At 70.8% G+C, this 24,350-nt stretch carries 20 protein-coding genes and 1 riboswitch; of the genes, 12 read left to right on the top strand and 8 right to left on the bottom strand.

What is annotated here, in order from left to right:
• Positions 1-120 precede the first annotated feature (120 nt).
• From OHA99_RS12190 to OHA99_RS12165, 6 genes are all read left to right on the top strand, one after another.
• Positions 121-1,437: an HD-GYP domain-containing protein gene (locus tag OHA99_RS12190; RefSeq protein WP_405695709.1), complete on the top strand. Its 1,317-nt coding sequence runs from the start codon at positions 121-123 to the stop codon at positions 1,435-1,437.
• 259 nt (positions 1,438-1,696) lie between these two features.
• Entirely contained in the window at positions 1,697-3,037 is a 1,341-nt protein-coding gene (locus OHA99_RS12185; RefSeq protein WP_282881377.1) for an HD-GYP domain-containing protein, read from the top strand.
• 113 nt (positions 3,038-3,150) lie between these two features.
• Positions 3,151-4,131, top strand: a complete 981-nt coding sequence (locus OHA99_RS12180) for a hypothetical protein (RefSeq protein WP_153178034.1) — start codon at positions 3,151-3,153, stop codon at positions 4,129-4,131.
• Between the two features lie 79 nt (positions 4,132-4,210).
• On the top strand, positions 4,211-4,861 hold the full coding sequence (gene def / locus OHA99_RS12175) for a peptide deformylase (RefSeq protein ID WP_405695706.1): 651 nt from the start codon (positions 4,211-4,213) through the stop codon (positions 4,859-4,861).
• A 259-nt stretch (positions 4,862-5,120) separates the two neighbouring features.
• Positions 5,121-6,206, top strand: a complete 1,086-nt coding sequence (cyc1, locus tag OHA99_RS12170; protein ID WP_366473161.1) for an epi-isozizaene synthase — start codon at positions 5,121-5,123, stop codon at positions 6,204-6,206.
• Positions 6,203-7,588, top strand: coding sequence for a cytochrome P450 (locus OHA99_RS12165; RefSeq protein ID WP_153178031.1), 1,386 nt, complete (start codon positions 6,203-6,205; stop codon positions 7,586-7,588). Before cyc1 ends, OHA99_RS12165 begins: the two co-directional genes overlap by 4 nt.
• 15 nt (positions 7,589-7,603) lie before the next feature.
• Here the strand turns inward: OHA99_RS12165 and OHA99_RS12160 are convergent, their stop codons facing one another.
• Positions 7,604-8,572, bottom strand: coding sequence for a GlxA family transcriptional regulator (locus tag OHA99_RS12160; RefSeq protein ID WP_153178030.1), 969 nt, complete (start codon positions 8,570-8,572; stop codon positions 7,604-7,606).
• A gap of 92 nt (positions 8,573-8,664) precedes the next feature.
• Here OHA99_RS12160 and OHA99_RS12155 point away from each other — a divergent pair, with 92 nt between their 5' ends.
• The gene (locus tag OHA99_RS12155; protein ID WP_153178029.1) at positions 8,665-8,922 is read left to right on the top strand and encodes a hypothetical protein; all 258 of its coding nucleotides are present in this window, start codon (positions 8,665-8,667) and stop codon (positions 8,920-8,922) included.
• On the opposite strand, the gene OHA99_RS12150 is transcribed toward OHA99_RS12155, so the two are convergent.
• From OHA99_RS12150 to OHA99_RS12125, 6 genes are all read right to left on the bottom strand, one after another.
• The gene (locus tag OHA99_RS12150) at positions 8,835-9,875 is read right to left on the bottom strand and encodes a ribonucleotide-diphosphate reductase subunit beta (protein WP_165684864.1); all 1,041 of its coding nucleotides are present in this window, start codon (positions 9,873-9,875) and stop codon (positions 8,835-8,837) included. The two genes, OHA99_RS12155 and OHA99_RS12150, sit on opposite strands and share 88 nt — an antisense overlap.
• Entirely contained in the window at positions 9,875-12,250 is a 2,376-nt protein-coding gene (locus OHA99_RS12145) for a ribonucleoside-diphosphate reductase subunit alpha (protein ID WP_405695702.1), read from the bottom strand. The genes OHA99_RS12150 and OHA99_RS12145 overlap by 1 nt, the downstream gene beginning before the upstream one ends.
• A 148-nt stretch (positions 12,251-12,398) precedes the next feature.
• Positions 12,399-12,496, bottom strand: a riboswitch (cobalamin riboswitch).
• Positions 12,497-12,599: 103 nt separating this feature from the next.
• Positions 12,600-13,106 (bottom strand): GNAT family N-acetyltransferase, encoded by a 507-nt coding sequence (locus OHA99_RS12140; protein ID WP_153178026.1) that lies wholly within the window; start codon positions 13,104-13,106, stop codon positions 12,600-12,602.
• Positions 13,107-13,178: 72 nt separating this feature from the next.
• Positions 13,179-14,789, bottom strand: coding sequence for a monocarboxylate uptake permease MctP (gene mctP / locus OHA99_RS12135; protein WP_405695699.1), 1,611 nt, complete (start codon positions 14,787-14,789; stop codon positions 13,179-13,181).
• Positions 14,786-15,052, bottom strand: coding sequence for a DUF3311 domain-containing protein (locus tag OHA99_RS12130; protein ID WP_405695697.1), 267 nt, complete (start codon positions 15,050-15,052; stop codon positions 14,786-14,788). The genes mctP and OHA99_RS12130 overlap by 4 nt, the downstream gene beginning before the upstream one ends.
• 158 nt (positions 15,053-15,210) lie before the next feature.
• On the bottom strand, positions 15,211-15,975 hold the full coding sequence (locus OHA99_RS12125) for a GntR family transcriptional regulator (RefSeq protein ID WP_003973740.1): 765 nt from the start codon (positions 15,973-15,975) through the stop codon (positions 15,211-15,213).
• 454 nt (positions 15,976-16,429) lie between these two features.
• Between OHA99_RS12125 and dasA the strand changes: the two genes are divergently transcribed.
• The 4 genes from dasA to OHA99_RS12105 all read left to right on the top strand — a co-directional run bounded on the left by dasA (position 16,430) and on the right by OHA99_RS12105 (position 21,110).
• Entirely contained in the window at positions 16,430-17,707 is a 1,278-nt protein-coding gene (gene dasA, locus OHA99_RS12120; RefSeq protein ID WP_153178024.1) for a N,N'-diacetylchitobiose ABC transporter substrate-binding protein DasA, read from the top strand.
• A gap of 88 nt (positions 17,708-17,795) precedes the next feature.
• Positions 17,796-18,782, top strand: coding sequence for a carbohydrate ABC transporter permease (locus OHA99_RS12115; protein WP_153178023.1), 987 nt, complete (start codon positions 17,796-17,798; stop codon positions 18,780-18,782).
• Positions 18,779-19,609, top strand: coding sequence for a carbohydrate ABC transporter permease (locus OHA99_RS12110; RefSeq protein WP_153178022.1), 831 nt, complete (start codon positions 18,779-18,781; stop codon positions 19,607-19,609). Before OHA99_RS12115 ends, OHA99_RS12110 begins: the two co-directional genes overlap by 4 nt.
• 7 nt (positions 19,610-19,616) lie before the next feature.
• Positions 19,617-21,110: a glycoside hydrolase family 3 protein gene (locus OHA99_RS12105; protein WP_405695695.1), complete on the top strand. Its 1,494-nt coding sequence runs from the start codon at positions 19,617-19,619 to the stop codon at positions 21,108-21,110.
• A 215-nt stretch (positions 21,111-21,325) separates the two neighbouring features.
• On the opposite strand, the gene nagB is transcribed toward OHA99_RS12105, so the two are convergent.
• Positions 21,326-22,111 carry a glucosamine-6-phosphate deaminase gene (gene nagB / locus OHA99_RS12100; protein WP_153178020.1) on the bottom strand — a complete coding sequence of 262 codons (786 nt, stop codon included), beginning with the start codon at positions 22,109-22,111 and terminating at the stop codon, positions 21,326-21,328.
• A 618-nt stretch (positions 22,112-22,729) separates the two neighbouring features.
• Between nagB and OHA99_RS12095 the strand changes: the two genes are divergently transcribed.
• The gene (locus tag OHA99_RS12095; protein ID WP_153178019.1) at positions 22,730-24,205 is read left to right on the top strand and encodes a sensor histidine kinase; all 1,476 of its coding nucleotides are present in this window, start codon (positions 22,730-22,732) and stop codon (positions 24,203-24,205) included.
• The last annotated feature ends 145 nt before the right edge of the window (positions 24,206-24,350 follow it).

Raw genomic sequence — 24,350 nt, 5'->3', positions numbered from 1 at the left:
GCCGAGCCGCTCAAGCCGTTCCGCGTCACTCGTACGTGCTAATCCGCGGCTTATCTGCCCGCGGCCTCCCCGTCGCCGTCCTAGGCTCCGAGCCTTACCGGGTGGCCGGGGAGGGGGCTCATGGACGCGGTACCGGCACGCGCGCGTGCGTACGTCGTGTGCGTCGCCCTCGTCGCCCTGCTCTGCCTGCGGCCGCTGCCGTCGGTGCACGCGCCCTGGTGGGCGGTGGTGCTGCTGGCCGGGCTGTACGCGGGCTCCGAGCTGGTCGCGCGGTCCCGGTTCGTCGGGACCTGCTACCCCGTCCTGCTCGCCGGTGCCTTCCTGCTGCCGCCGCCCGCCGCCGCGCTCGTGGCGCTGCCCGGGGCGCTGCTGTCCCCGGCGCCCCGGCGGCCGCCCGGCCTGCGGCGCGTCTGGCGGGCCGCGCAGCTGACCCTCGCCGTGTGGGCCGCCGCCTGCGTCCACTGGCGGCTCGGCGGCCGGGACGCGGTCGTCGAACCCGCCTTCCCGTACGCCCTTCTGCCGGCCGGGGCCGCCGTCCTCGCGTTCTGCCTGGTGCTCACCCTCCTGGACGGCGGCATCCTCACCCTCGCCGACCGCGTACCGCCGAGCCGGGCGTGGCGGGGGCTCTTCTCCAGGTCCCTCGCGCCGATCGCCGTGCACGGGCTCGCCGGACTGATGATGGCGGTCCTGTGGCGCAGCCCGTACGGTCCGGTGGCCGCGCTGCTCGTGCTGCTGCCGATGTGCGTGGCGTGGTGGGCCTTCGCCCAGTACCACCGCGAGCGGGCCGCGCACCAGGCGACCATCCGGGCGCTGGTGCAGGCCGTCGACATCAAGGACGGCTACACGCGCGGCCACAGTGAACGCGTCGGGCAGGTCTCCATGATGATCGCCCGCGAGCTGGGCATGGACGACGAACGCGTCGAGACCCTCCGCTTCGCCGGGATCCTGCACGACGTCGGCAAGCTCGGTGTGCCCACCCGGCTGCTGCGCAAGGACGGTCCGCTGACGCCCGAGGAGCGGCGGGTGATCGAACTGCATCCCGAGTACGGGCATGAGATGGTGCGCGGCATCCGCTTCCTCGGAGAGGCCCGCGCCGCCGTGCTCCACCACCACGAACGGCTGGACGGCAGCGGCTACCCCTACGGACTGGTCGGCGACCGGATCCCCGAGTCGGCCCGGGTGGTCGCGGTGGCCGACGCCTTCGACGCGATGACGTCCACGCGCTCCTACAGCAGGGCCCGTCCCGTCGCGGCGGCGCTGGAGGAGCTCCGGCGGTGTGCCGGTGCGCAGTTCGATCCGCGGATGGTGCGGGCGCTGGTCCACGCCCTCGGCCGCCACGGCTGGCGTCCGGCGGTGACGGCGGACGGCACACCGGCCCGCGCCGACCCGGTGCCGGGCGGGGGCGCGCGGGACCGGGTCGGCAAGGGGGCGACGTGAGGAATCCGGAGCCTCCGGCGCGGGGCGTCCGTACGAGCACGAGGCACGCGGGGCGGCGGCTCCGGGTGGTGGGGCACGGCGCGGGGAGCGGGGACGCGGGGCGGCGGCTCCGGGTGGTGGGGCACGGCGCGGGGAGCGGGGACGCGGGGCGGCGGCTCCGGGTGGTGGGGCGCGGCGCGGGGAGCGGGGACGCGGGGCGGCGGCTCCGGGTGGTGGGGCGCGGCGCGGGGCGTGGTGGCCGCGTGGACGGGGGCGGACCATGAGGCCCTTCCCGTCGCGGGTGCCGCCCCCTTCCCCACCCCGGCACGGGCGGGGGCGCCCGGACACGTCCCCGGGGAGGGCGGCGACGGGCCGGTCCCCTTCCTCGGCCCCGGCGGCGCTGCTTCTCGTACCCGGCGGTGCCGGGCTCCTCGCACTCGGGTGCCTCGCCTCCGTACTGGTCGCGGAGCCCGCGCAGCGGCCGGTGGCGCTCGCCTTCGGCGGCCTGGTCGCCCTCGGCGAGCTGACCCGGCGGGCCGGCGCCGAGGCCCGGGAGGCGGCTCCGCTCGGGGCGGCCGGCGCGCTGGCGTACGCGCTGCTCGGAGACGTGGCCGGGCAGCCCGCGCACCACGGCGTCGCGCAGACCGTCACCGTCGTGCTCGCCGCCTCACTGCTCGGCAGCGTGCCCCACGTCGCCCGCGGCGGCGGCCCCGTCCTCCACCCCCTGGCGCGGCGCGTGCTCACCGTCGGCTTCGCCGCCGTCTGCTTCCGGCCGCTGTCCAACCAGGGCGTCTTCGACGACTGGAGCGGCCCCGCCTACGCGCTGCTGCTGCTCGGGCTGCTGGCCCTGACCACGCTGTGCGACGCCGTGCTCGCCGTGGCTCCCGCGCACGCGCGCACCGGCTGGCCCTTCGGACCACTGCTGCGCGAAGAGCTGCGCGGCATGGTCGGGATCACGTCGGCGGTGTGCGCGACCGGCGCGGTGATGGCGCTTGCGGTGAGCGTCGCGGGACTGTGGGCGCTCCCCGTCTTCTCCGTGCCCCTGCTGCTCGCCCAGCTCTCCTACCGGCGGTACGCGGCCGTCCGGGCCACCTACCGGCAGACCATCGCCTCCCTGGCCCGCGCCACCGAGATCGCCGGGTACACCCCGGCCGGGCACGCCCGCCGCGTCGCCGGGCTCGGGGTGGCCGTCGGACGGGACCTGGGGCTGTCGGGGGCGGAGCTGACCGTCCTCGAGTACGCGGCCCTCATGCACGACATCGGCCAGCTCAGCCTGGTCGACCCGGTCCCGGCGGGCGCCACCGCGGACCTGCCCGTCGCCGAACAGCGGCGGATCGCGCTGCTCGGCGGGGCCGTCGTCCGCCAGACCGGCGTCGACGCGGCGGTCGCGGTGGTGGTGGAGCGGCAGGCCGACCCCTGCCGGGAGCAGCCGGTCGCCGCGCGGATCGTGCGGGTCGTGAACGCCTACGAGGAGAAGGCGCGGGACGCCGGCCCCGGCGGTGTCCTGACGGCGCTGGAGGAGCTGCGCCTGGCCACCGCCGGCGACTACGCTCCCGAGGTGGTGGAAGCGCTGGCCCGGGTCCTGTCCCGAGGCAGCCTTACCGAGCCCGCGGCTGGGTAACCCATGGGTAATGAGCGCCTCCGCAGCCGTACGTGGTTTGATGCCCGGGAGAGGGTGTCCGGGGGCGCGAAAGGCACAGCCAGCCCACTGAACGGAACTGGCAGGCGGGAATCGTGAGGATCTTCGGCAAGGCACGGCACCGGCCCTCCGCCTCCTGGCGGCAGGCCACCGACCGCGCGTTCACGCTGATCGGCGACGGTCGCTACGACGACGCGGGGGCGCTGCTGACACGAGCGGCGGATCTGGAGCCCTGGCTGTCCGAGTCCTGGTTCAACCTGGCGCTGCTGCACAAGTTCCGGCACGACTGGGAGCAGGCCAGGGCGGCCGGCCTCAGGGCCGTCGCGCTGCTCGACCGGGACGGCGGAGCCCCCGACTGGTGGAACGTCGGCATCGCCGCGACCGCCCTCCAGGACTGGCCGCTGGCCCGCCGCGCCTGGCAGGCCTACGGCCTGCGCACCCCGGGGGACGCCACGGACGCGAGCGAGCCGCTCGGCATGGACCTCGGCAGCGCGGCCGTACGGCTGTCCCCGGAGGGCGAGGCCGAGGTGGTGTGGGGGCGGCGGCTCGACCCCGCCCGCGTCGAGGTGCTGTCCATCCCGCTGCCGTCGTCCGGGCGCCGGTGGGGCGAGGTCGTCCTGCACGACGGCGTGCCGCACGGGGAGCGCACGACCTCGGCCGGGCACTCCTACCCCGTCTTCGACGAGATCGAGCTGTGGGCGCCCTCGCCCGTGCCCACCTGGGTGGTCCTCCTGGAGGCCGCCACCGAGGCCGACCGGGACGCCCTGGAGCAGCTGGCCGCCGACGCCGGGTTCGCGGCCGAGGACTGGTCGTCGTCCGTCCGGCTGCTGTGCCGGATGTGCTCGGAGTCCCGGATGCCGTCCGACGAGGGCGAGGGCGAGCACCTCGACCCGCACGACCACAGCGAACCCGGCCACCCCGGGCCGCTCGGGCACCGCACCGACGGGCAGCTGTGGGTGCCGGAGCGGGAGTGCGGGGTGGCTGCGCCGGCGGGGCTGGTGAAGGGGTTGCTGGACGGGTGGGTGGCGGACAGCCCGGACTCGCGTGACTGGCGGGACCTGGAAGAGGTCTGCTGAGCGGCCCCGTAGTCTTTGCCAGGACACTTCAGCAGCGTCAGCATCACCTTTGGTTGTACGAGGAAGGCATACGTCGGTCATGGCCCAGCAGGACACCGATCAGCAGCACCCGGGCGTGCTCCCCGTGGACGACGACGGGTTCGTCGTCGACACCCAGGACTGCGAGGAGCGTGAGGCCGACTGGCGCGGGCGCGGCAGCTCGCGTCCGATCACGGTGATCGGCAACCCGGTGCTGCACAAGGAGTGCGAGGACGTCACCGACTTCGGCGAGGAGTTCCAGCAGCTGGTGGCCGACATGTTCGCCAGCCAGCGCACCGCCGAGGGCGTGGGCCTGGCCGCCAACCAGATCGGCGTCTCCAAGAAGGTCTTCGTCTACGACTGCCCCGACGACGAGGGCGTCCGTCACGTCGGCGTGGTCTGCAACCCCGAGCTGGTCGAACTGCCCGCCGACCGCCGCAGCCTGGACGACAGCAACGAGGGCTGCCTGTCCGTGCCGACCGCCTATGCGCCGCTCGCCCGCCCCGACTACGCCGAGGTGACCGGGCAGGACGAGAAGGGCAACCCCGTCAAGGTGCGCGGCACCGGGTACTTCGCACGGTGTTTGCAGCACGAGACGGACCACCTGTACGGGTACCTGTACATCGACCGGCTCTCCAAGCGCGAACGCAAGGACGCACTGCGGCAGATGGCCGAGAACGAGCCGCGCTACCCCGTCGTCGCGAACGACTGACACCGCCTCACCCGCCCCACATCTCCCTTGCGCACGGCGCCTGTTCGGGTCTCCCCCGAGCGGGCGCCGTTCGTCTGTGTGCGTCTACGGAAAGCCGCCACACAACAGGAGAATTCCGGCATCGGGGGGTAGTGAATGAAGCAAATCCGTTCCCAGAACGGTCAGTTGTGGTGCTGAATGGGAAGTGCGGGGATACGCAACGGCGCACGCCCCGCTCAGGGAGAGGGGTGCGCCACCGGCGGCTGAGAGGGGTTTGTTCGTGCATGCTTTCTCACACGGCACCACAGCGACACCGACCGCGATCGCAGTACCGTCATCGCTCCGTCTCCCGGTGATCGAGGCGGCATTTCCCCGGCAACTGCATCCGTATTGGCCGAAGCTCCAGGAGACCACCCGCGCCTGGCTGCTCGAAAAGCGGCTCATGCCGGCGGACAAGGTCCATGAATATGCCGATGGCCTGTGCTACACGGACCTCATGGCGGGGTACTACCTCGGCGCACCCGACGAGGTCATGCAGGCGATAGCGGACTACAGCGCGTGGTTCTTCGTCTGGGACGACCGGCACGACCGCGACATCGTCCACGGCCGTCCCGGCGCCTGGCGGCGGCTGCGCGGCCGGCTGCACACGGCGCTCGACTCACCCGGGGACCACCTGCACCACGAGGACACGCTGGTGGCCGGGTTCGCCGACAGCGTCCGGCGGCTCTACGCCTTCCTGCCGGACACCTGGAACGCCCGGTTCGCCCGGCACTTCCACGCGGTGATCGAGGCGTACGACAGGGAATTCCACAATCGCACGCGCGGAATCGTGCCCGGCGTCGAGGACTACCTCGAACTGCGTCGGCTCACCTTCGCGCACTGGATCTGGACCGACCTGCTGGAGTCGAGTTCGGGATGCGAACTCCCCGACGCCGTACGGAAACACCCGGCATACCGCCGGGCGGCGCTGCTGAGTCAGGAATTCGCCGCCTGGTACAACGACCTCTGCTCACTGCCGAAGGAAATAGCGGGGGACGAGGTCCACAATCTCGGAATCAGTCTCATCACCCATCATTCACTCACGCTGGAAGAAGCCATCGGAGAAGTCAGGCGACGCGTCGAGGAATGCATCACCGAATTCCTTGCCGTGGAGCAGGACGCCTTACGGTTCGCCGACGGACTCGCCGACGGAACCGTACGCGGAAAGGAACTGAGCGGCGCCGTACGGGCCAACGTCGGCAATATGCGGAACTGGTTCAGTTCCGTCTACTGGTTCCACCACGAGTCCGGCCGCTACATGGTCGACAGCTGGGACGACCGGTCCACGCCCCCGTACGTCAACAACGAAGCGGCAGGTGAGAAATGACCGTCGAGTCCGTCAACCCCGAAACCCGTGCACCAGGCGCACCGGGAGCACCGGAGCTGCGCGAACCGCCCGTCGCGGGCGGCGGCGTGCCGCTGCTCGGCCACGGCTGGCGGCTGGCCCGCGACCCGCTGGCCTTCATGTCCCAGCTGCGCGACCACGGTGACGTCGTGCGCATCAAGCTCGGCCCCAAGACCGTCTACGCGGTCACGAACCCCGAGCTGACCGGCGCCCTCGCCCTGAACCCCGACTACCACATAGCGGGCCCGCTGTGGGAGTCGCTGGAGGGGCTGCTCGGCAAGGAGGGTGTGGCCACCGCCAACGGTCCGCTCCACCGGCGCCAGCGGCGCACCATCCAGCCGGCGTTCCGGCTCGACGCCATCCCCGCCTACGGGCCGATCATGGAGGAGGAGGCCCACGCGCTCACCGAGCGCTGGCAGGCCGGCCGGACGATCGACGCGACCTCCGAGTCCTTCCGGATCGCCGTGCGCGTAGCGGCCCGCTGCCTGCTGCGCGGGCAGTACATGGACGAGCGGGCCGAGCGGCTGTGCGTCGCGCTCGCCACCGTCTTCCGGGGCATGTACCGGCGCATGGTGGTCCCGCTCGGACCGCTCTACCGGCTGCCGCTTCCGGCCAACCGCCGATTCAACGACGCATTGGCCGATCTGCACCTGCTGGTCGACGAGATCATCGCCGAACGCCGGGCATCCGGTCAAAAGCCGGACGATTTGCTCACGGCATTGCTGGAGGCGAAGGACGACAATGGCGACCCGATCGGGGAACAGGAGATCCACGACCAGGTGGTCGCGATACTCACCCCGGGCAGTGAAACCATCGCGTCCACGATCATGTGGTTGCTCCAGGCACTTGCCGACCATCCGGAACATGCCGACCGCATACGCGACGAAGTCGAGGCGGTCACCGGCGGGCGTCCCGTGGCATTCGAGGACGTCCGGAAGCTCACGCACACCGGCAATGTCATCGTGGAGGCCATGCGTTTGCGTCCCGCCGTATGGGTATTGACGCGGCGCACGGTGGCCGAGAGCGAACTCGGTGGCTATCGCATTCCGGCCGGTGCGGACATCATCTACAGTCCGTACGCAATCCAACGCGATCCGAAGTCGTACGACGACAACCTGGAGTTCGACCCGGACCGGTGGCTGCCGGAACGCGCGAAGAATGTGCCGAAATACGCCATGAAGCCGTTCAGTGCGGGCAAGCGGAAGTGCCCCAGCGACCACTTCTCGATGGCACAGCTCACGCTGATCACGGCCGCGCTCGCCACGAAGTACCGCTTCGAGCAGGTGGCGGGTTCGAACGACGCGGTCCGGGTCGGCATCACGCTGCGTCCGCACGACCTGCTGGTCAGGCCGGTGGCGCGGTGACACGGACGTAGGGAATCAGGCGGCGGCCTCCGGGCCCCGGAAGGTGCGCCGGTAGGCGTGCGGGGTGGTGCCCAGGGTCCGGACGAACTGGTGCCTCAGGGCCGCCGCCGTGCCGAAACCGGCGCGCCAGGCGATCGCGTCCATCGTCTCGTCCGTCGCCTCGAGGAGCCGCTGGGCCAGCAGCACCCGCTGGCGCAGGATCCATCGGTAGGGGGTCGTCCCCGTCTCCTGCTGGAAGCGGCGGGCGAAGGTGCGCGGGGACATGTGCGCCCGTGCGGCGAGCTGCTCGACGGTGACCTCCTCGTCGAGGTGCTGTTCCATCCAGGCCAGCACCTCGCCGACGGTGTCGCAGGAGGAGCGCGGCAGCGGCCGCTCGATGTACTGCGCCTGCCCGCCGTCCCGGTGCGGCGGCACCACCATGCGCCGGGCGATCCGGTTGGCGACCTCCGTGCCCTGCTCCTTGCGCACGATGTGCAGGCAGGCGTCGATGCCGGCGGCCGTCCCGGCGGAGGTGATGACCGGGTCCTCGTCGACGTAGAGCACGTCCGGCGCCACCCGGGCCCGCGGGTACTGCCGGCTCAGCTCGGCCGCGTGGTGCCAGTGCACCGCGCACCGCCGCCCGTCCAGCAGGCCGGCCGCGCCCAGCACGAAGGCGCCGGAGCACACGCTCAGTACGCGGGTGCCCCGGTCCGTCGCCCTGCGCAGGGCGTCCAGCAGGTCGGGCGGGTACTCCCGGCGGACGAAGTCGCTGCCCGCCGGCACCGCGATCAGGTCGGCCTCCTCCAGCCGCTCGAGACCGTACGGCGTCGAGACGGTCAGTCCGCCGACGTGGGTGGTCAGCTCGGGGCCCTCCGCGGAGACCACCGCGAAGTCGTACCCCGGCAGGCCCTCGTCGCTCCGGTCGATGCCGAAGACCTCGCAGATCACGCCGAGTTCGAAGGGATGCGCGCCGTCCAGCAGAACGGCGGCCACGTTGCGCAGCATGCCGCCAGTGTGCCTCGCCGGTGGCAGGAAATCGAGGTCTTACGGCAGTCCTGCCACTGACGGTAAGGAGCATCCGGCGCGACAGTGGTGTCATGACCGGAAACCAGATAGAAGGCCTTGTCGGAATGCTCGCGACCCTCGGACTCCTCGTCCTCATGGTCCTGCCCTCGGTGATCGGCATCGTGCGCGACAGGCGCATCGACCGTCAGATCAGGGAGGCCCAGGAGGACGGGGAGAGCCGGGTCCGCCACGAGAAGGAGACTCAGAAGTCCTCGTCCAGGTCGACGGTGCCTTCCACCGCCACCTGGTACGCCGAGGGGCGCCGCTCGAAGAAGTTGGTCAACTCCTGAACGCCCTGAAGCTCCATGAAGGAGAAGGGGTTCTCGGAGCCGTACACCGGGGCGAAGCCGAGCCGGGTCAGACGCTGGTCGGCCACGCACTCCAGGTACTGCCGCATCGAGTCGGTGTTCATGCCCGGGAGGCCGTCACCGCACAGGTCGCGCGCGAACTGCAGCTCGGCCTCGACGGCCTCCCGCAGCATGTCGGTGACCTGCTGCCGCAGCTCGTCGTCGAACAGCTCCGGCTCCTCCTTGCGGACGGTGTCGACGACGTCGAACGCGAAGGACATGTGCATGGTCTCGTCCCGGAACACCCAGTTGGTGCCGGTGGCCAGACCGTGCAGCAGGCCCCGGCTGCGGAACCAGTAGACGTAGGCGAAGGCGCCGTAGAAGAACAGGCCCTCGATGCACGCCGCGAAGCAGATCAGGTTGAGCAGGAAGCGGCGGCGGTCGGCCTTGGTCTCCAGGCGGTCGATCGACTCGACCGAGTCCATCCACCGGAAGCAGAACTCGGCCTTCTCCCGGATGGACGGGATGTTCTCCACGGCCGCGAAGGCGGCGGCGCGGTCCTCCGGGTCGGGCAGGTAGGTGTCCAGCAGCGTCAGATAGAACTGGACGTGGACGGCCTCCTCGAAGAGCTGGCGGGACAGGTACAGCCGCGCCTCGGGGGAGTTGATGTGCTTGTAGAGCGTCAGCACCAGGTTGTTCGCGACGATCGAGTCGCCGGTGGCGAAGAAGGCCACGAGCCGGCCGATCAGGTGCTGCTCCATCGGGCTGAGCTTCGCGAGGTCGGCGACGTCCGAGTGGAGGTCGACCTCCTCGACGTGCCAGGTGTTCTTGATGGCGTCCCGGTAGCGCTCGTAGAAGTCCGGGTAGCGCATGGGGCGCAGGGTCAGCTCGAAGCCCGGGTCGAGCAGGTTCTTCGTGGCGGTGGTCGCGGGGTTCGCGGGGGTCTCGGTGGTCATTACTGGCAGGCCTCGCAGGACTCGGGGTTTTCCAGGGAGCAGGCGACCGCTTCGGGGTCCGGGGCGGCCTGCACGGGGACGGTGGTGGCGCGGCCCGCGGCGCGGGCGATCCGGGTCGCCGGGCGCGAGCGCAGGTAGTAGGTGGTCTTCAGGCCCTGCTTCCAGGCGTACGCGTACATCGAGGAGAGCTTCCCGATGGTCGGCGTCTCCAGGAACAGGTTCAGCGACTGGGCCTGGTCGAGGTACGGGGTGCGGGCGGCGGCCATGTCGATCAGGCCGCGCTGCGGGATCTCCCAGGCGGTGCGGTACAGCGCGCGCACGTCCTCGGGGATCCAGGAGAAGCCCTGCACGGAGCCGTTGGCCTCGCGCAGTGCCTCACGGGTGCGGGCGTCCCACACGCCGAGCCGCTTGAGGTCGTCCACCAGGTACGAGTTGACCTGGAGGAACTCGCCCGACAGCGTCTCGCGCTTGAACAGGTTGGACACCTGCGGCTCGATGCACTCGTAGACACCGGCGATGGAGGCGATGGTCGCGGTCGGCGCGATGGCCAGGAGCAGCGAGTTGCGCAGCCCGGTCGCCGCCATGCGCGCGCGCAGCGCGGTCCAGCGCTCCGGCCAGGCGGGCTCGACGCCGTAGTGGTCCGGGTGCAGCACGCCCTGGGCCGTACGGGTCTTCTCCCAGGCCGGCAGCGGGCCGCACCGCTCGGCGAGGTCGGCGGAGGTCTCGTACGCGGCGAGCATGATCCGCTCGGCGATGCGGGTGGACAGCGCCTTCGCCGCGGGGGAGTCGAAGGGCAGGCGCAGCTGGAAGAAGACGTCCTGGAGGCCCATCGCGCCGAGACCGACCGGGCGCCAGCGGGCGTTGGAGCGGCCCGCCTGCTCGGTCGGGTAGAAGTTGATGTCGACGACCCGGTCGAGGAAGGTCACGGCGGTGCGGACGGTGGCGTCCAGGCGCTCCCAGTCCATGTCGCCCTTCGCGGGGTCGACGAAGGCGCCGAGGTTGACCGAGCCCAGGTTGCAGACCGCCGTCTCCCCGTCGTCGGTGACCTCCAGGATCTCCGTGCACAGGTTGGAGGAGTGGACGACGTGACCGGGGGTCGCGGTCTGGTTCGCCGTGCGGTTGGCGGTGTCCTTGAACGTCATCCAGCCGTTGCCGGTCTGCGCGAGGGTGCGCATCATGCGGCCGTACAGCTCCCGGGCGGGCAGCGTCCTGCGGGCGAGCCCCGCCTCCTCCGCCCTGCGGTAGGCCGCGTCGAACTCCTCGCCCCACAGGTCGGTCAGCTCCGGCACGTCGGCGGGGGAGAACAGCGACCAGGTCCCGTCGGCGTCCACCCGGCGCATGAACTCGTCCGGGACCCAGTGCGCGAGGTTCAGGTTGTGCGTACGGCGGGCGTCCTCGCCGGTGTTGTCCCGCAGCTCCAGGAACTCCTCGACGTCCGCGTGCCAGGTCTCCAGGTAGACCGCCGCCGCGCCCTTGCGCCGGCCGCCCTGGTTCACGGCGGCCACCGAGGCGTCCAGCGTCTTCAGGAACGGGACGATGCCGTTGGAGTGCCCGTTGGTGCCGCGGATCAGCGAACCCCGGGCGCGGACGCGGGAGTAGGCGATGCCGATGCCGCCGGCGTGCTTGGACAGGCGGGCCACCTGGTGCAGGCGGTCGTAGAGGGAGTCCAGCTCGTCCCTGGGGGAGTCCAGGAGGTAGCAGGACGACATCTGGGCGTGCCGGGTGCCGGAGTTGAAGAGGGTGGGGGAGGACGGGAGGTAGTCCAGGCGGCTCATCAGGCCGTAGAGGGCGGCGACCTCGTCCACGGACCGGGTGGTGTCGTCCTCGGCGAGTCCGGCGGCGACCCGCAGCAGGAAGTGCTGGGGCGTCTCGACGGTCTTGCGGGTGATCGGGTGGCGGAGCAGGTAGCGGCTGTAGAGCGTACGCAGGCCGAAGTAGCCGAAGCGGTCGTCGGCGTCCCGGTCGACCAGCGCGTCCAGGCGGGCCGCGTGCAGCCGGACGAAGGCGGCGGTGCGGTCGGCGATCAGGCCCTCGCGGTGGCCCGTGGCCACGGAGTCGGTGAAGGCGACGACACCCTGGGAGGCGGCCTCGGCGCGGATGCCGATGGTCAGCAGCCGGGCGGCCAGCCGGGAGTAGACCGGGTCCTCGGAGATCAGACCGGCGGCCGCCTCGGTGGCCAGCTCCCGCAACTCGGCCTCGTCCGCGTGGGCGGACCGGCCGCGCAGTGCGGCGGCGGCCACCCGGCCGGGGTCGGCGCCGGGGAGGTCGGCGGTCAGCCCGGTCAGGGTCCGCAGCAGTGCGGCACCGGGTCCGTCGGGTTCCCCGGTCGCCGTCACCGGGGCCGCTGAAGCCGGATCGGCTGGCGCGATGGTCACGTGGAGCACTCCCTCGCTCGGCACGGGGCCTGGTGGAGGGAGGGCGGGGGCAGCTCACGAGCGCACGCGGCGTCGCGTCCACCGGCCCACTCCACGAGGCCCGGACGTCATGGCACCCGGGCCAGGGCGGCCGGGCGCACCGTCGGCAGGTCCTCGGACTGGACAGGCGTGCGCGTACGGGCGAAGACGTACGGATGCACGCAAGTACACCGTTGCGGGACAGTTCCGGATTCGCACCGGATTCCCCTGCGGCGACAGCGAGCACGAGCATACATCTTGTGCCCGGCGGTGCGAGCGCCCCCAGATGTTGTGTCCCGGTGGGGTGTTGTGACGGGGTGCCGCGACCGTGTCAGAGCGTCAGTGCGTAGGCGAGCAGCATGATGTCGTCCAGCTCCGGCAGGGGGTTCCAGTCGCGGTCGGGCGTGCGGACGAAGCCCAGACGCTCGTAGAGGCGGTGCGCGGTGCGCATGGCGGCCTGGGTCGACAGCACGACGCCGGTGCACCCCGGCACGGCCCGGGCGCGGTCGACGCAGGCCCGCACGAGGGCCTCGCCGGCCCCGCGGCCGCGTGCCTCCCGGGCGACGGCGAGCATGCGTATCTCGGCCTCGCCGGGGCGCGCTATGTCCGCCATGGGGCCGCCGGACGGCACGAAGGTCACGCCGCCGAGCACCCGGCCGTCGGCCACGGCGACCAGCACCTCGGCGGCCGCCGCCCGCTTGGCCACGTCGCGCAGCTCGTCCAGGTACGAATCGCTCTCCCCGAAGTCGAGGAGGCCGTCGCGCAGGTAGGCCTGCGCGGTGATCTCGCCGAGGGTGTCGTACTCCTCGGCCGTCGCCCGCCGGATCACGAAGTCCATGACGCCGAGTGTGCCCGACGGGTACGACAACGGGCCGCCGGATTTCTCCGACGGCCCGCCTCGAACCGGGGATCAGTGCGAGCTGCCCGCCGTGGCCGGCGGCAGTTCCACCTCGACGCCCGGGTCGCCGGCGTCCGCCGTGTAGTCGCTCGGCTGGGTCTCGTCGACGCCGTCGGGCGCCTTGACCGCCCTCAGGACGAAGGTCAGGACCACGGTGACCAGGACGTTCAACACGAAGGCGGTGAGGCCGATGTAGCCGATCTCGCCGATGCCGGGGATCTCGTCGGAGGAGCCGCCGAAGTGCTTCTGCGTCGGCGAGGCGACACCGTAGGCGGCGACCGTGCCGTAGACCATGCCGACCGCCCAGCCGCCGAGCAGCGCCCAGCGGTGGAACCAGCGGGTGAACAGGCCGCCGACCAGGGCCGGGAAGGTCTGCAGGATCCAGATGCCGCCCAGCAGCTGGAAGTTGATCGCGACGGTCTTGTCCATGCCCAGGACGAAGATCAGCGCGCCCACCTTCACCAGCAGCGACACCAGCTTGGAGACCTTGGTCTCCTGCTGCGGCGTGGCGTCCGGCTTGATGAAGTCCTTGTAGATGTTGCGGGTGAAGAGGTTCGCGGCCGCGATCGACATGATCGCAGCCGGGACCAGCGCGCCGATGCCGATCGCCGCGAAGGCCACGCCCGCGAACCAGTCCGGGAACATGTTCTCGAACAGCTGCGGGATCGCCAGCTGGCCGTTCTCCACCTTGACCCCGGCCGCGATCGCCATGAAGCCGAGCAGCGCGAGCAGGCCCAGCATCAGCGAGTACAGCGGCAGGATCGTGGTGTTGCGCCGGATCACGTTACGGCTGCGCGAGGACAGCGTCGCGGTGATCGAGTGCGGGTACATGAACAGCGCCAGGGCCGAACCGAGCGCGAGCGTCGCGTACGTCCACTGGCCCCCGGAGTCGGGCACCACTCCACCCTTGCCCGACTCGGTGAACTTGTCGCTCGCCGACGCGAAGATGTCGTCGAAGCCGCCCAGCTTGATCGGGATGTAGATGATCGCCACCGCGATGACGATGTAGATCAGCGTGTCCTTCACGAACGCGATCAGCGCGGGCGCGCGCAACCCCGACGAGTACGTGTACGCCGCCAGCACACCGAAGGCGATCAGCAGCGGCAGGTCCTTGACGAACCAGTTGGTGTCCTGGCCGCCACCGACGCCCATCACGTCGAGCACGGCCTGGATGCCGACCAGCTGGAGCGCGATGTACGGCATGGTCGCCAGGATGCCCGTGACGGCGACCGCCAGCGACAGGCCCTTGGAGCCGAACCGTCCGCGCACGAAGTCTGAGGTCGTCACGTACCCGTGTTTGTGCGAGACCGACCACAGGCGGGGCAGGAAGGTGAAGATCAGCGGGTAGACCAGGATCGTGTACGGCACCGCGAAGAAGCCGGCCGCGCCCGCCGCGTAGATCGCCGCCGGGACGGCCACGAAGGTGTACGCGGTGTACAGGTCGCCGCCCAGCAGGAACCAGGTGACCCAGGTGCCGAACGAGCGGCCGCCGAGGCCCCACTCGTCGAGGCTGTGCTCGTTCTCGGCCTTGCGCCAGCGCGCGGCCAGGAAGCCCATGGCGGTGACGAGCACGAAGAAGAAGATGAAGACGGCGAGTGCGACGCCGTTCACGCCGTCGTTCACTTGGCCCCGCCTTCCCGGCGCCCGCGCTGGTCGCGCTGGTCGCGCTGCCACAGCTTGTACGCGGTCACCGTCAGCAGGGTGGAGATCAGTACCCAGGCCATCTGGTACCAGTAGAAGAACGGGATGCCGATGAAGTCCGGGTCCGTCTTCGCGTACGAACCGACCCAGAGCATGGCCACGAACGGTGCGACGAGACAGAACCCGATGACGACGCGCACCGGCGTCACCACCGGCTCTCTGCTCACTTCTGTGTCTTCTGACATGCGCGGCTCCGTCCCCTCGCTGATCACCTCGTGCAGTGCGCACGAAATGTAGGTGACGGTGTCAAGACAGCGGAAGACCTCGTCCGTATATCGGTCCTCAACCGCAACTTCGCGCCCGCGCGCGTGGAGGTATGCCGGTTATGTGCCGGGCGGCAGGTCTAGTCCTGGGGCCGCTTGAGGCGGGCCACGAACTTGTAGCGGTCGCCCCGGTAGACCGAGCGCACCCACTCCACCGGCTGACCGGTGCGGTCCTGCGAGTGCCGGGAGAGCATCAGCATGGGCAGGCCCACGTCGGTGCCGAGCAGACCGGCCTCGCGCGGGGTCGCCAGGGAGGTCTCGATGGTCTCCTCGGCCTCCGCGAGATGGACGTCGTACACCTCGGCGAGCGCGGTGTAGAGGGACGTGTACTTCACCAGGGAGCGGCGCAGCGCCGGGAAGCGCTTCGCGCTGAGGTGGGTGGTCTCGATGGCCATCGGTTCGCCGTTGGCCATGCGCAGCCGCTCGATGCGCAGCACCCGGCCGCCGGCCGTGATGTCCAGCAGTCCGGCGAGCCGGTCGTCGGCGGTGATGTAGCCGATGTCCAGGAGCTGAGAGGTCGGTTCGAGACCCTGGGCCCGCATGTCCTCGGTGTACGAGGTGAGTTGCAGCGCCTGCGACACCTTGGGCTTGGCGACGAAGGTGCCCTTGCCCTGGATGCGCTCCAGGCGGCCCTCGACGACCAGCTCCTGGAGGGCCTGGCGCACCGTCGTGCGCGAGGTGTCGAACTCGGCGGCCAGGGTGCGCTCGGGCGGGACCGGTGTGCCCGGCGTCTGGGTCCGGGTCATGTCGAGCAGATGCTTCTTCAGACGGTAGTACTTGGGCACGCGCGCGGTACGGACGGTCGCCCCACCCTCGTTCTCCGCACTGCTGACGTCGGTGCTCATGCTCTGCCTTCCCGGCTCCGGGTGCCGAAGCGACCGCTTCCCTGTCGGCCACGGCTCACATCGTGGCACGGCTTCGCGCCGGGATGGCCCCCGCACGCTCCGTGATCCCCTCTGTATACCCGGGGGAACACCCTTGGTCTAGTCCACAGGGGGGTCAGGCGTCGCTGGTACGCGCGTTCGGAGCCCGGCCGGCAGGTCATTCGGTGGGGGGTGGTACACCCGGTCCCGGTCCGCCCGAACTGTCGCTTGCGCAATGAAAGGTCCCTGCATATCTCGGTCCCATCACGGAGGCAACGCCTGGGTTTGAACACCCTTGACAGTCCTATTGGTCTGGGCCAAGCTCCCCCTACTGGTCTACACCATTGGTCCAGGTCCCGGCCCCATGGGCGGTCCGCGTCGACGAGCAACCGCGGGGAGGCAGGGGGGTTGTGTGGCATCCCTGAGGAGGGTTGGCGTGAAGCGCAAGCTTATAGCCGCGATCGGTATCGCGGGCATGATGGTTTCGATCGCCGCGTGCGGGGGCGACAGCGACGACGACGGCAAGAAGGCCGGTGCCGACGGCTACGCCGGCGAGACGCTCACCGTCTGGGTGATGGACGGCTCCTCGCCGGACGACTGGCAGGCGGACCTCGCCAAGGAGTTCGAGGCGAAGACCAAGGCCAAGGTCAAGTTCGAGATCCAGAAGTGGAACGGCATCCAGCAGAAGCTGACCACCGCCCTCTCCGAGGACAACCCGCCCGACGTCTTCGAGATCGGCAACACCCAGACCCCGGCCTACGCCAAGACCGGCGGCCTCGCGGACCTGAGCGACCTCAAGAGCGAGATCGGCACCGACTGGTCCGAGTCCCTCAACAAGTCCGCCGTCTTCGACGGCAAGCAGTACGCGGCCCCGTGGTTCGTGGTCAACCGCGTCGTCGTCTACAACAAGAAGATCTGGGCGGACGCGGGCATCAAGGAGACGCCCAAGACCCGCGACGAGTTCTACAACGACCTCAAGACGATCGGCGAGAAGACCGACGCCGAGCCGATCTACCTGCCCGGCCAGAACTGGTACCACTTCGTGGGCCTGGTCATCGGCGAGGGCGGCGAGCTGGTCAAGAAGGACGGCGACAAGTACGTCTCCAACCTGGACGACCCGAAGGTCGCCGCCGCCACGGAGACCTACAAGAGGTTCCAGGCCCTGTCCAAGGCCCCCAAGGACAAGGACGAGGCCACCCCGCAGCAGGGTGAGATCTTCGCCAAGGGCAAGACCGGCTCCTTCATCGGCATGGGCTGGGAAGGCGCCACGGCGATCGCCACCAACCCGGCGATCGAGAAGGACCTCGGCTACTTCACCATCCCGGGTCCCACGGCCGACAAGCCCGAGGGCGTCTTCCTCGGCGGCTCCAACCTGGCCGTCGCCGCGGGCAGCAAGAAGCAGGAGCTCGCCAAGGAGTTCCTGAAGCTCGCGCTCTCCGACAAGTACGAGGGTGCGCTGGCCAAGGCCAACGGCGTCATCCCGAACAAGGACGCGCTGCAGAGCAACCTGAAGGGCAACGCCGCCGCCGAGGCCGCCGCGCCGGCCGCCGGGACCGGTGACACCACGCCGCTGATCCCGGAGTGGGCCGCGGTCGAGAACGACCCGAACCCGATCAAGACGTACCTGACGGCCGTCATGAAGGGGAAGTCCCCGGCCGAGGCCGCCAAGCAGGTCGAGGGCGAGTTCAACAAGCGCCTGGCGCAGCAGCAGTAGCACCGGGTGAGCCGGGGCGGGGGCTGACACACGACGGCTCCCGCCCCGGCGTCGAGGCGAACAGGTCGAGAAGAGAGAGACCGCGAGCATGACCGTGCAGACCGAACGGCCGCCCTCAGGCCCGTCGGACGTCCGCAAGGCGGACGGTGGGGGAACCGGCGGGCCCGGAGCAGGAGCCGCGTCGCGCGCCGGCGCGCTGGGCCCGTATCTGCTGTTGCTGCCCGCCGTCGCGGCCACCGTGCTGCTGCTCGGCTGGCCGCTGGTGAAGGACCTCCTGTTGTCCTTCCAGAACCTCAACATGTCGCAGCTGATCCAGCATGTGACCGAGTGGAACGGGGTCGACAACTACAAGGAGACCCTTACCAGCGAGGACTTCTGGCGGGTCACTCTCCGCTCGATCCTGTTCACGGCGGTCAACGTCGTCCTGATCATGGTTCTGGGCACGCTGATCGGCCTGCTGCTCGCCCGCCTCGGAAAGCGGATGCGCTTCCTCCTGCTGCTGGGGCTGATCCTGGCCTGGGCCATGCCGATCGTGGCCGCCACCACCGTGTACAAGTGGCTGTTCGCCGAGCGCTTCGGCGTCGTCAACTGGGTCCTGGACAAGCTCGGCTGGCACTCCATGGCCGACTTCAGCTGGACCAGCAGCCAGATGTCGACCTTCTTCGTCGTCACACTGCTGATCGTGTGGATGTCCATCCCGTTCGTCGCGATCAACCTCTACGCGGCGACCACCACCATCCCGAAGGAGCTGTACGAGGCCGCGTCCCTCGACGGTGCGGGCGCCTGGCGCAGCTTCACCACGGTCACCATGCCGTTCCTGCGGCCGTTCCTCTACGCCACGACGTTCCTCGAGGTCATCTGGGTCTTCAAGGCCTTCGTGCAGGTCTACCTCATCAACGCGGGCGGCCCGGACCGGCTGACCGAGATCCTGCCCGTCTACGCCTACGTCGAGGGTGTCGGCAACCAGCACTACGGAATGGGCGCGGCGATCGCGGCACTGACCATCCTGATCCTGCTCGGCCTGACCGCGTACTACCTCAGGATCGTGCTCAAGCAAGAGGAGGACGAGCTGTGAAGCGCTCGCTCTTCGGCCGTCTGTGGCCCAACGTCACGGCCGTCGTCCTGTTCATCGGCCTCGTGTTCCCCGTGTACTGGATGTTCTCCACGGCCCTCAAGCCGAGGAACGACATCCTCTCGGAGAACCCGGTCTGGTTCCCGACCGACATCACCTTCGAGAATTTCAAGACCGCGGTCGACGTGGACCACTTCTGGTCGTACGTCACCAACTCGCTGACGGTCACCGTCCTCGCCGTCGTCTTCTCGCTGATCATCGCGCTGGCCGGCTCCTTCGCCCTGGCGCGGATGCGGTTCAAGGGGCGGCGAGGCTTCATCGTCGGCTTCATGCTGGCCCAGATGGCGCCCTGGGAAGTCATGGTCATCGCGGTCTACATGATCGTGCGCGACACGTCGATGCTGAACAGCCTCGTGCCACTGACGCTCTTCTACATGATGATGATCCTGCCCTTCACCATTCTGACGCTGCGCGGCTTCGTCGCCGCGGTGCCGAAGGAGCTGGAGGAATCGGCGATGGTCGACGGCTGCACCCGCCCCCAGGCGTTCCGTCTCATCATCCTGCCGCTGCTCGCGCCGGGCCTGATGTCCACGTCACTGTTCGGCTTCATCACCGCGTACAACGAGTTCGCCCTGGTTCTGGTGCTCAACAAGGACGCCGAGGCGCAGACGCTGCCGCTGTGGCTGTCCAGCTTCCAGACCCAGTTCGGCGACGACTGGGGCGCGACCATGGCCGCCTCGTCCCTGTTCGCCATCCCGATCCTGATCCTCTTCGTCTACCTCCAGCGCAAGGCCGTCAGCGGGCTCACCGACGGCGCCGTGAAGGGATAACGCCTCGATGACCACCCTCGCCAGGGCCACCGACACCCTCACCCGCGACGCGCTCACCGTCCTCCAGCCCGGCTTCGCCGGCACCACCGCCCCCGACTGGCTGCTGCGCCGGCTCGGCGAAGGGCTGGCCTCCGTCGCCCTGTTCGGGCGGAACGTCACCTCGCCCGAGCAGGTGGCCGCCCTGACCGCACAGCTGCGCGCCGAGCGCGAGGACGTGCTGGTCGCGATCGACGAGGAAGGCGGTGACGTCACCCGCCTGGAGGTGCGCACCGGCTCCTCCTTCCCCGGCAACCACGCCCTCGGCGCCGTGGACGACGTCGGGCTCACCCGCGCCGTGGCCGCGGAACTGGGCCGCCGGCTCGCCGCCGCGGGCGTCGACTTCAACTGGGCCCCGTCCGCCGACGTGAACTCCAACCCGGACAACCCGGTCATCGGCGTACGCGCGTTCGGCGCCGACACCGACCTGGTCGCCCGGCACACCGCGGCCTACGTCACCGGCATGCAGTCCGCGGGCGTGGCCACCTGCACCAAGCACTTCCCGGGCCACGGCGACACGGGCATCGACTCCCACCACGCCATGCCGCGCATCGACGTGGACGCCGACGTGCTCGCCGAGCGCGACCTGGTCCCCTTCCGCGCCGCCGTCGCGGCCGGCACCCGCGCCGTGATGAGCGCCCACATCCTGGTCCCGGCCCTGGACCCGGACCTTCCGGCAACGTTGTCCCGGCGCATCCTGACCGACCTGCTCCGGGGCGAGATGGGCTACGACGGGCTCATCGTCACCGACGGCATCGAGATGCGGGCCATCGCCGGCACCTACGGCATCGAACGCGGCACCGCCATGGCCATCGCGGCCGGTTCCGACGCGATCTGCGTGGGCGGCGGCCTGTCCGACGAGGGCACCGTACGGCGGCTGAGCGACGCGCTGGTCGCGGCCGTCCGCGCGGGCGAACTGCCCGAGGAGCGCCTGGCCGACGCGGCGGAACGGGTCAGGGCCCTGGCCCGCTGGACCGCGGCGAACCGTCCGGACGGCGGCCGGTCCGAGGACACCGCCGACGGCGACGTGGGCCTGCGCGCCGCGCGCCGTGCCGTGCGCGTCACCGTCGCCGAGGAGTTCACCCCGCTCACCGAGCCGCCCTACGTCGCCGCGTTCACCCCCGTGGCGAACATCGCGGTCGGCGACGAGACGCCCTGGGGTGTCGCCGCCGAGCTCCGCCGCCTGCTGCCGGGCACCGAGACCGGCACCTTCAACGGCGCCGACGCCGGAAGCGAGGCGCTCGCCGCGGCGGGCTCCCGCCGTATCGTCGCCGTCGTCCGCGACGAGCACCGCCACCCGTGGATGGCCTCCGCCCTGGACGTCCTGCTGGCGGCCCGCCCGGACACGGTCGTCGTCGAGATGGGAGTCCCGCGCGCGGAGGCCCGCGGCGCCCTCCACCTGGCCACCCACGGCGCCGCCCGCGTCTGCGGCCGAGCGGCCGCGGAGGCCATCGCCGGCGTCTGACCGGCACCCGGCCGCCGTACCGAAGGCGCCGGTCCCGTGACGGGACCGGCGCCTTCGGCGTGTGTGGCCGCAGGGGGCCGGATCCCGCACGGACGCGTGCCCGCCGGGCGCGGGGACGGGCGGGCGCGGGCACGACGAAGGCGCCGGGTCCCTGGGACGGGATCCGGCGCCTCTCGCACGTGGGTGTCCGGCCCGGCGGACCCGGACCGGGTGGGTCAGATGCCCTGCCAGTCCGGCTTGTGGGCGTAGGTGTGCCGGAAGTAGTCGGCGAGCTTCAGCTTGGACGCGGCGGCCTCGTCGACGACGACCGTGGCGTGCGGGTGCAGTTGCAGCGCGGAGGCCGGGCACACCGCCGCGACCGGACCCTCGACGCTGGCGGCGACCGCGTCGGCCTTGCCCTCGCCGGTGGCGAGCAGCACCACGTGCCGCGCCTCCAGGATCGTGCCGATGCCCTGCGTGATCACGTGGTGCGGCACCTGCTCGATGTCGCCGTCGAAGAAGCGCGCGTTGTCGACGCGGGTCTGCTCGGTCAGGGTCTTGATCCGTGTCCGCGAGGCGAGCGAGGAACACGGCTCGTTGAAGCCGATGTGGCCGTCGGTGCCGATGCCCAGCAGCTGGAGGTCGACGCCACCGGCCCCGCCCAGCGCCCGGTCGTAGGCCTCGCACGCGCTTTGCACGTCCGTGGCCGTGCCGTCCGGGCCCATGAAGGCGTCCATGCCGATGCCCAGCGGTTCGAGCACCTCGCGCCGCAGCACCGAGCGGTACGACTCCGGGTGCTCAGCGGGCAGCCCCACGTACTCGTCGAGCTGGGCGATCCGTGCCCGCGCGGTCTCCACGGCACCCGAGCGCACCTTGGCCGCCAGCGCCTCGTACACGGGAAGCGGCGTCGAGCCGGTGGCCACCCCGAGCAGGGCGTCGGGCTTGCGCCGGAGCAGCTGTGCCATGGCTTCGGCTACGAGTTCGCCGCCCGCCTTGGCATCGGGAACGATGACAACTTCCACGCTGGCCTGCCGTTTCGAAGAGAGGACTCACCCGGGGCCCGGGACTGGCTATGTGGTTTAGACCAATCTAACAGAGCAGGGCCTCGCGGGCGTGCCGAAACGGCCGGCCGCACGGCGGCCCCGGCGTTCGCACGGCCGCGGAACCGGAGGCGCTCGCGGAAATTGTCCCGGCGGTCCGGCCCCGAGGCTGAGCCAACGGGGTTAGGCTTCTGACGGCTGCCGGACGGGGGCGCAGTCGGCACAAGTCACCAACAACAAACAACGTCCACCGCATGGACACGGTTAGTGGTCTAGTCCACAATGGTCGCTGAGGCACTGACCGTGTCGCTCACGCAAGGTGATCGCCAGGCTTCCGTCCTCCCCGCACAGGAGGACGGACCGAGGAACCGGGTCTCTCTGCCCTGACTGCCCCGGCTCCTCATCCTTCGGCCGACCGGGACCGCACACCCCACGGCCGATGTTGCTCCGGGCTGCGGTGCCGGGAGGGCTGAGGGTCCCTCTCAGGCGCCGCGGCCCGCGGGTGTTTCCGGGGCCCGTCCGGGCCACGCCGGCGGCGGGGGAGCAGTGGCCGACGGCTGGTTTCGATCGCTGTCCGTACCGCCAGGTACGCTCAGCCACGTGCCCTCCATGAACGAACTGGTACGCCAGCACACCGCGCTCGACGACTCCGACCTCGAGTGGCTCCATCTGCTGGTCTCGGAGTGGCAGCTGCTGTCCGACCTCTCCTTCGCCGACCTGGTCCTGTGGGTCCCCACCCGCGACGGCACGCGCTACGTCTCCGTCGCCCAGATGCGGCCCAACACCGGCCCCACCTCGTACCAGGACGACATGGTCGGCCACCTGGTCCCGCGCGGTCGGCGCCCCATGCTGGACGCCGCCCTGGACGAGGGCCGCATCGTGCGCGAGGGCGACCCCGAGTGGCGCGAGGAGGTCCCGGTCCGCGTCGAGTCCATTCCCGTACGCCGCCAGGGACGGGTCCTCGGGGTCATCGCCCGCAACACCAACCTGCTTACCGTGCGCACGCCGAGCCGCCTGGAACTCACCTACCTGCAGAGCGCCTCCGACCTCGCCCAGATGATCGCGGCCGGCGCCTTCCCGTTCGAGAACCAGCAGGTCGACATGGACGCCTCGCCCCGCGTCGGCGACGGCCTCATCCGGGTCGACGGGGACGGCATCGTCCAGTACGCCTCCCCGAACGCGCTGTCGGCGTACCACCGGATGGGGCTCGCGGCCGACCTGGTCGGCCACCACCTGGGCCGGACCACCGCCGAACTCGCCCCGTCCCGCGGGCCGGTGGACGAGGCGCTCGCCAAGGTGGCCAGCGGCTGGGCGCCGCGCGAGTTCGAGATCGAGGCGCACGACGGAGTGATCCAGTTCCGCGCCATCCCGCTCAAGCCCAAGGGCACCCGCATCGGTTCGCTGGTACTCCTGCGCGACGTGACGGAACTGCGCCGCCGCGAACGCGAGTTGATCACCAAGGACGCCACCATCCGGGAAATCCACCACCGGGTGAAGAACAACCTCCAGACAGTGGCCGCTCTGCTGCGCCTGCAGGCCCGGCGCATCGAGTCCGACCGGGGCCGCGAGGCACTGGAGGAGGCCGTGCGCCGGGTGGGCTCGATCGCGATCGTGCACGAGACGCTCTCCCAGAACCTGGACGAGCGCGTGGAGTTCGACGAGATCGCCGACCGGGTGCTGGCGATGGTGGCCGAGATCTCCCCGGGCAGGGTCACCGGCCGGCGCACCGGCCGCTTCGGCATCCTCGACGCCGAGGTCGCCACCCCGCTGTCCATGGTGCTGACCGAGGTGCTCCAGAACGCCCTGGAGCACGGCTTCCGGGACAGCGACACCGGCACGGTCGAGGTCTCGGCCGTCCGCGGCGGTACGACCAAGGAGGCCCGGCTGCTCGTCACCGTCCAGGACGACGGCGTCGGGCTGCCCGAGGACTTCGACCCGCACCGCTCCGGCAATCTCGGCCTTCAGATCGTCCGCACCCTGGTGGAGGGCGAGTTGGGCGGCAGCTTCGACATGGTCCCGGCCGCGGAGCGCGGCACCCGGGTGATCCTCGACATTCCGGTGCCCGTCGAGAAGTAGCACGAGCGGCCGACGGGGGTCGTGCGCACAGCAAAAAGCCCCGGACCGGTGAAGGTCCGAGGCCAGTGCTCGTGCGCTGTGTCGTCCGATGCGCATCGGGGGTACTGCGCGCTGCGGCTCGGGAGCGGGGGATGCGTACTCGCTG

Source organism: Streptomyces coelicoflavus, from assembly GCF_045041415.1.
Lineage (GTDB): Bacteria > Actinomycetota > Actinomycetes > Streptomycetales > Streptomycetaceae > Streptomyces > Streptomyces coelicoflavus.
The sequence above is the reverse complement of the archived record's forward strand: the minus strand, read 5'-3'. Positions and strand labels throughout refer to the sequence as shown.

Coding starts and splice junctions, on each gene's coding strand:
- OHA99_RS12190 (WP_405695709.1), top strand. CDS start 121: ATGGACGCGGTACCGGCACGCGCGCGTGCGTACGTCGTGTGCGTCGCC.
- OHA99_RS12185 (WP_282881377.1), top strand. CDS start 1,697: ATGAGGCCCTTCCCGTCGCGGGTGCCGCCCCCTTCCCCACCCCGGCAC.
- def (WP_405695706.1), top strand. CDS start 4,211: ATGGCCCAGCAGGACACCGATCAGCAGCACCCGGGCGTGCTCCCCGTG.
- OHA99_RS12165 (WP_153178031.1), top strand. CDS start 6,203: ATGACCGTCGAGTCCGTCAACCCCGAAACCCGTGCACCAGGCGCACCG.
- OHA99_RS12160 (WP_153178030.1), bottom strand. CDS start 8,572: ATGCTGCGCAACGTGGCCGCCGTTCTGCTGGACGGCGCGCATCCCTTC.
- OHA99_RS12155 (WP_153178029.1), top strand. CDS start 8,665: ATGACCGGAAACCAGATAGAAGGCCTTGTCGGAATGCTCGCGACCCTC.
- OHA99_RS12150 (WP_165684864.1), bottom strand. CDS start 9,875: ATGACCACCGAGACCCCCGCGAACCCCGCGACCACCGCCACGAAGAAC.
- OHA99_RS12140 (WP_153178026.1), bottom strand. CDS start 13,106: ATGGACTTCGTGATCCGGCGGGCGACGGCCGAGGAGTACGACACCCTC.
- OHA99_RS12130 (WP_405695697.1), bottom strand. CDS start 15,052: ATGTCAGAAGACACAGAAGTGAGCAGAGAGCCGGTGGTGACGCCGGTG.
- OHA99_RS12125 (WP_003973740.1), bottom strand. CDS start 15,975: ATGAGCACCGACGTCAGCAGTGCGGAGAACGAGGGTGGGGCGACCGTC.
- OHA99_RS12115 (WP_153178023.1), top strand. CDS start 17,796: ATGACCGTGCAGACCGAACGGCCGCCCTCAGGCCCGTCGGACGTCCGC.
- OHA99_RS12105 (WP_405695695.1), top strand. CDS start 19,617: ATGACCACCCTCGCCAGGGCCACCGACACCCTCACCCGCGACGCGCTC.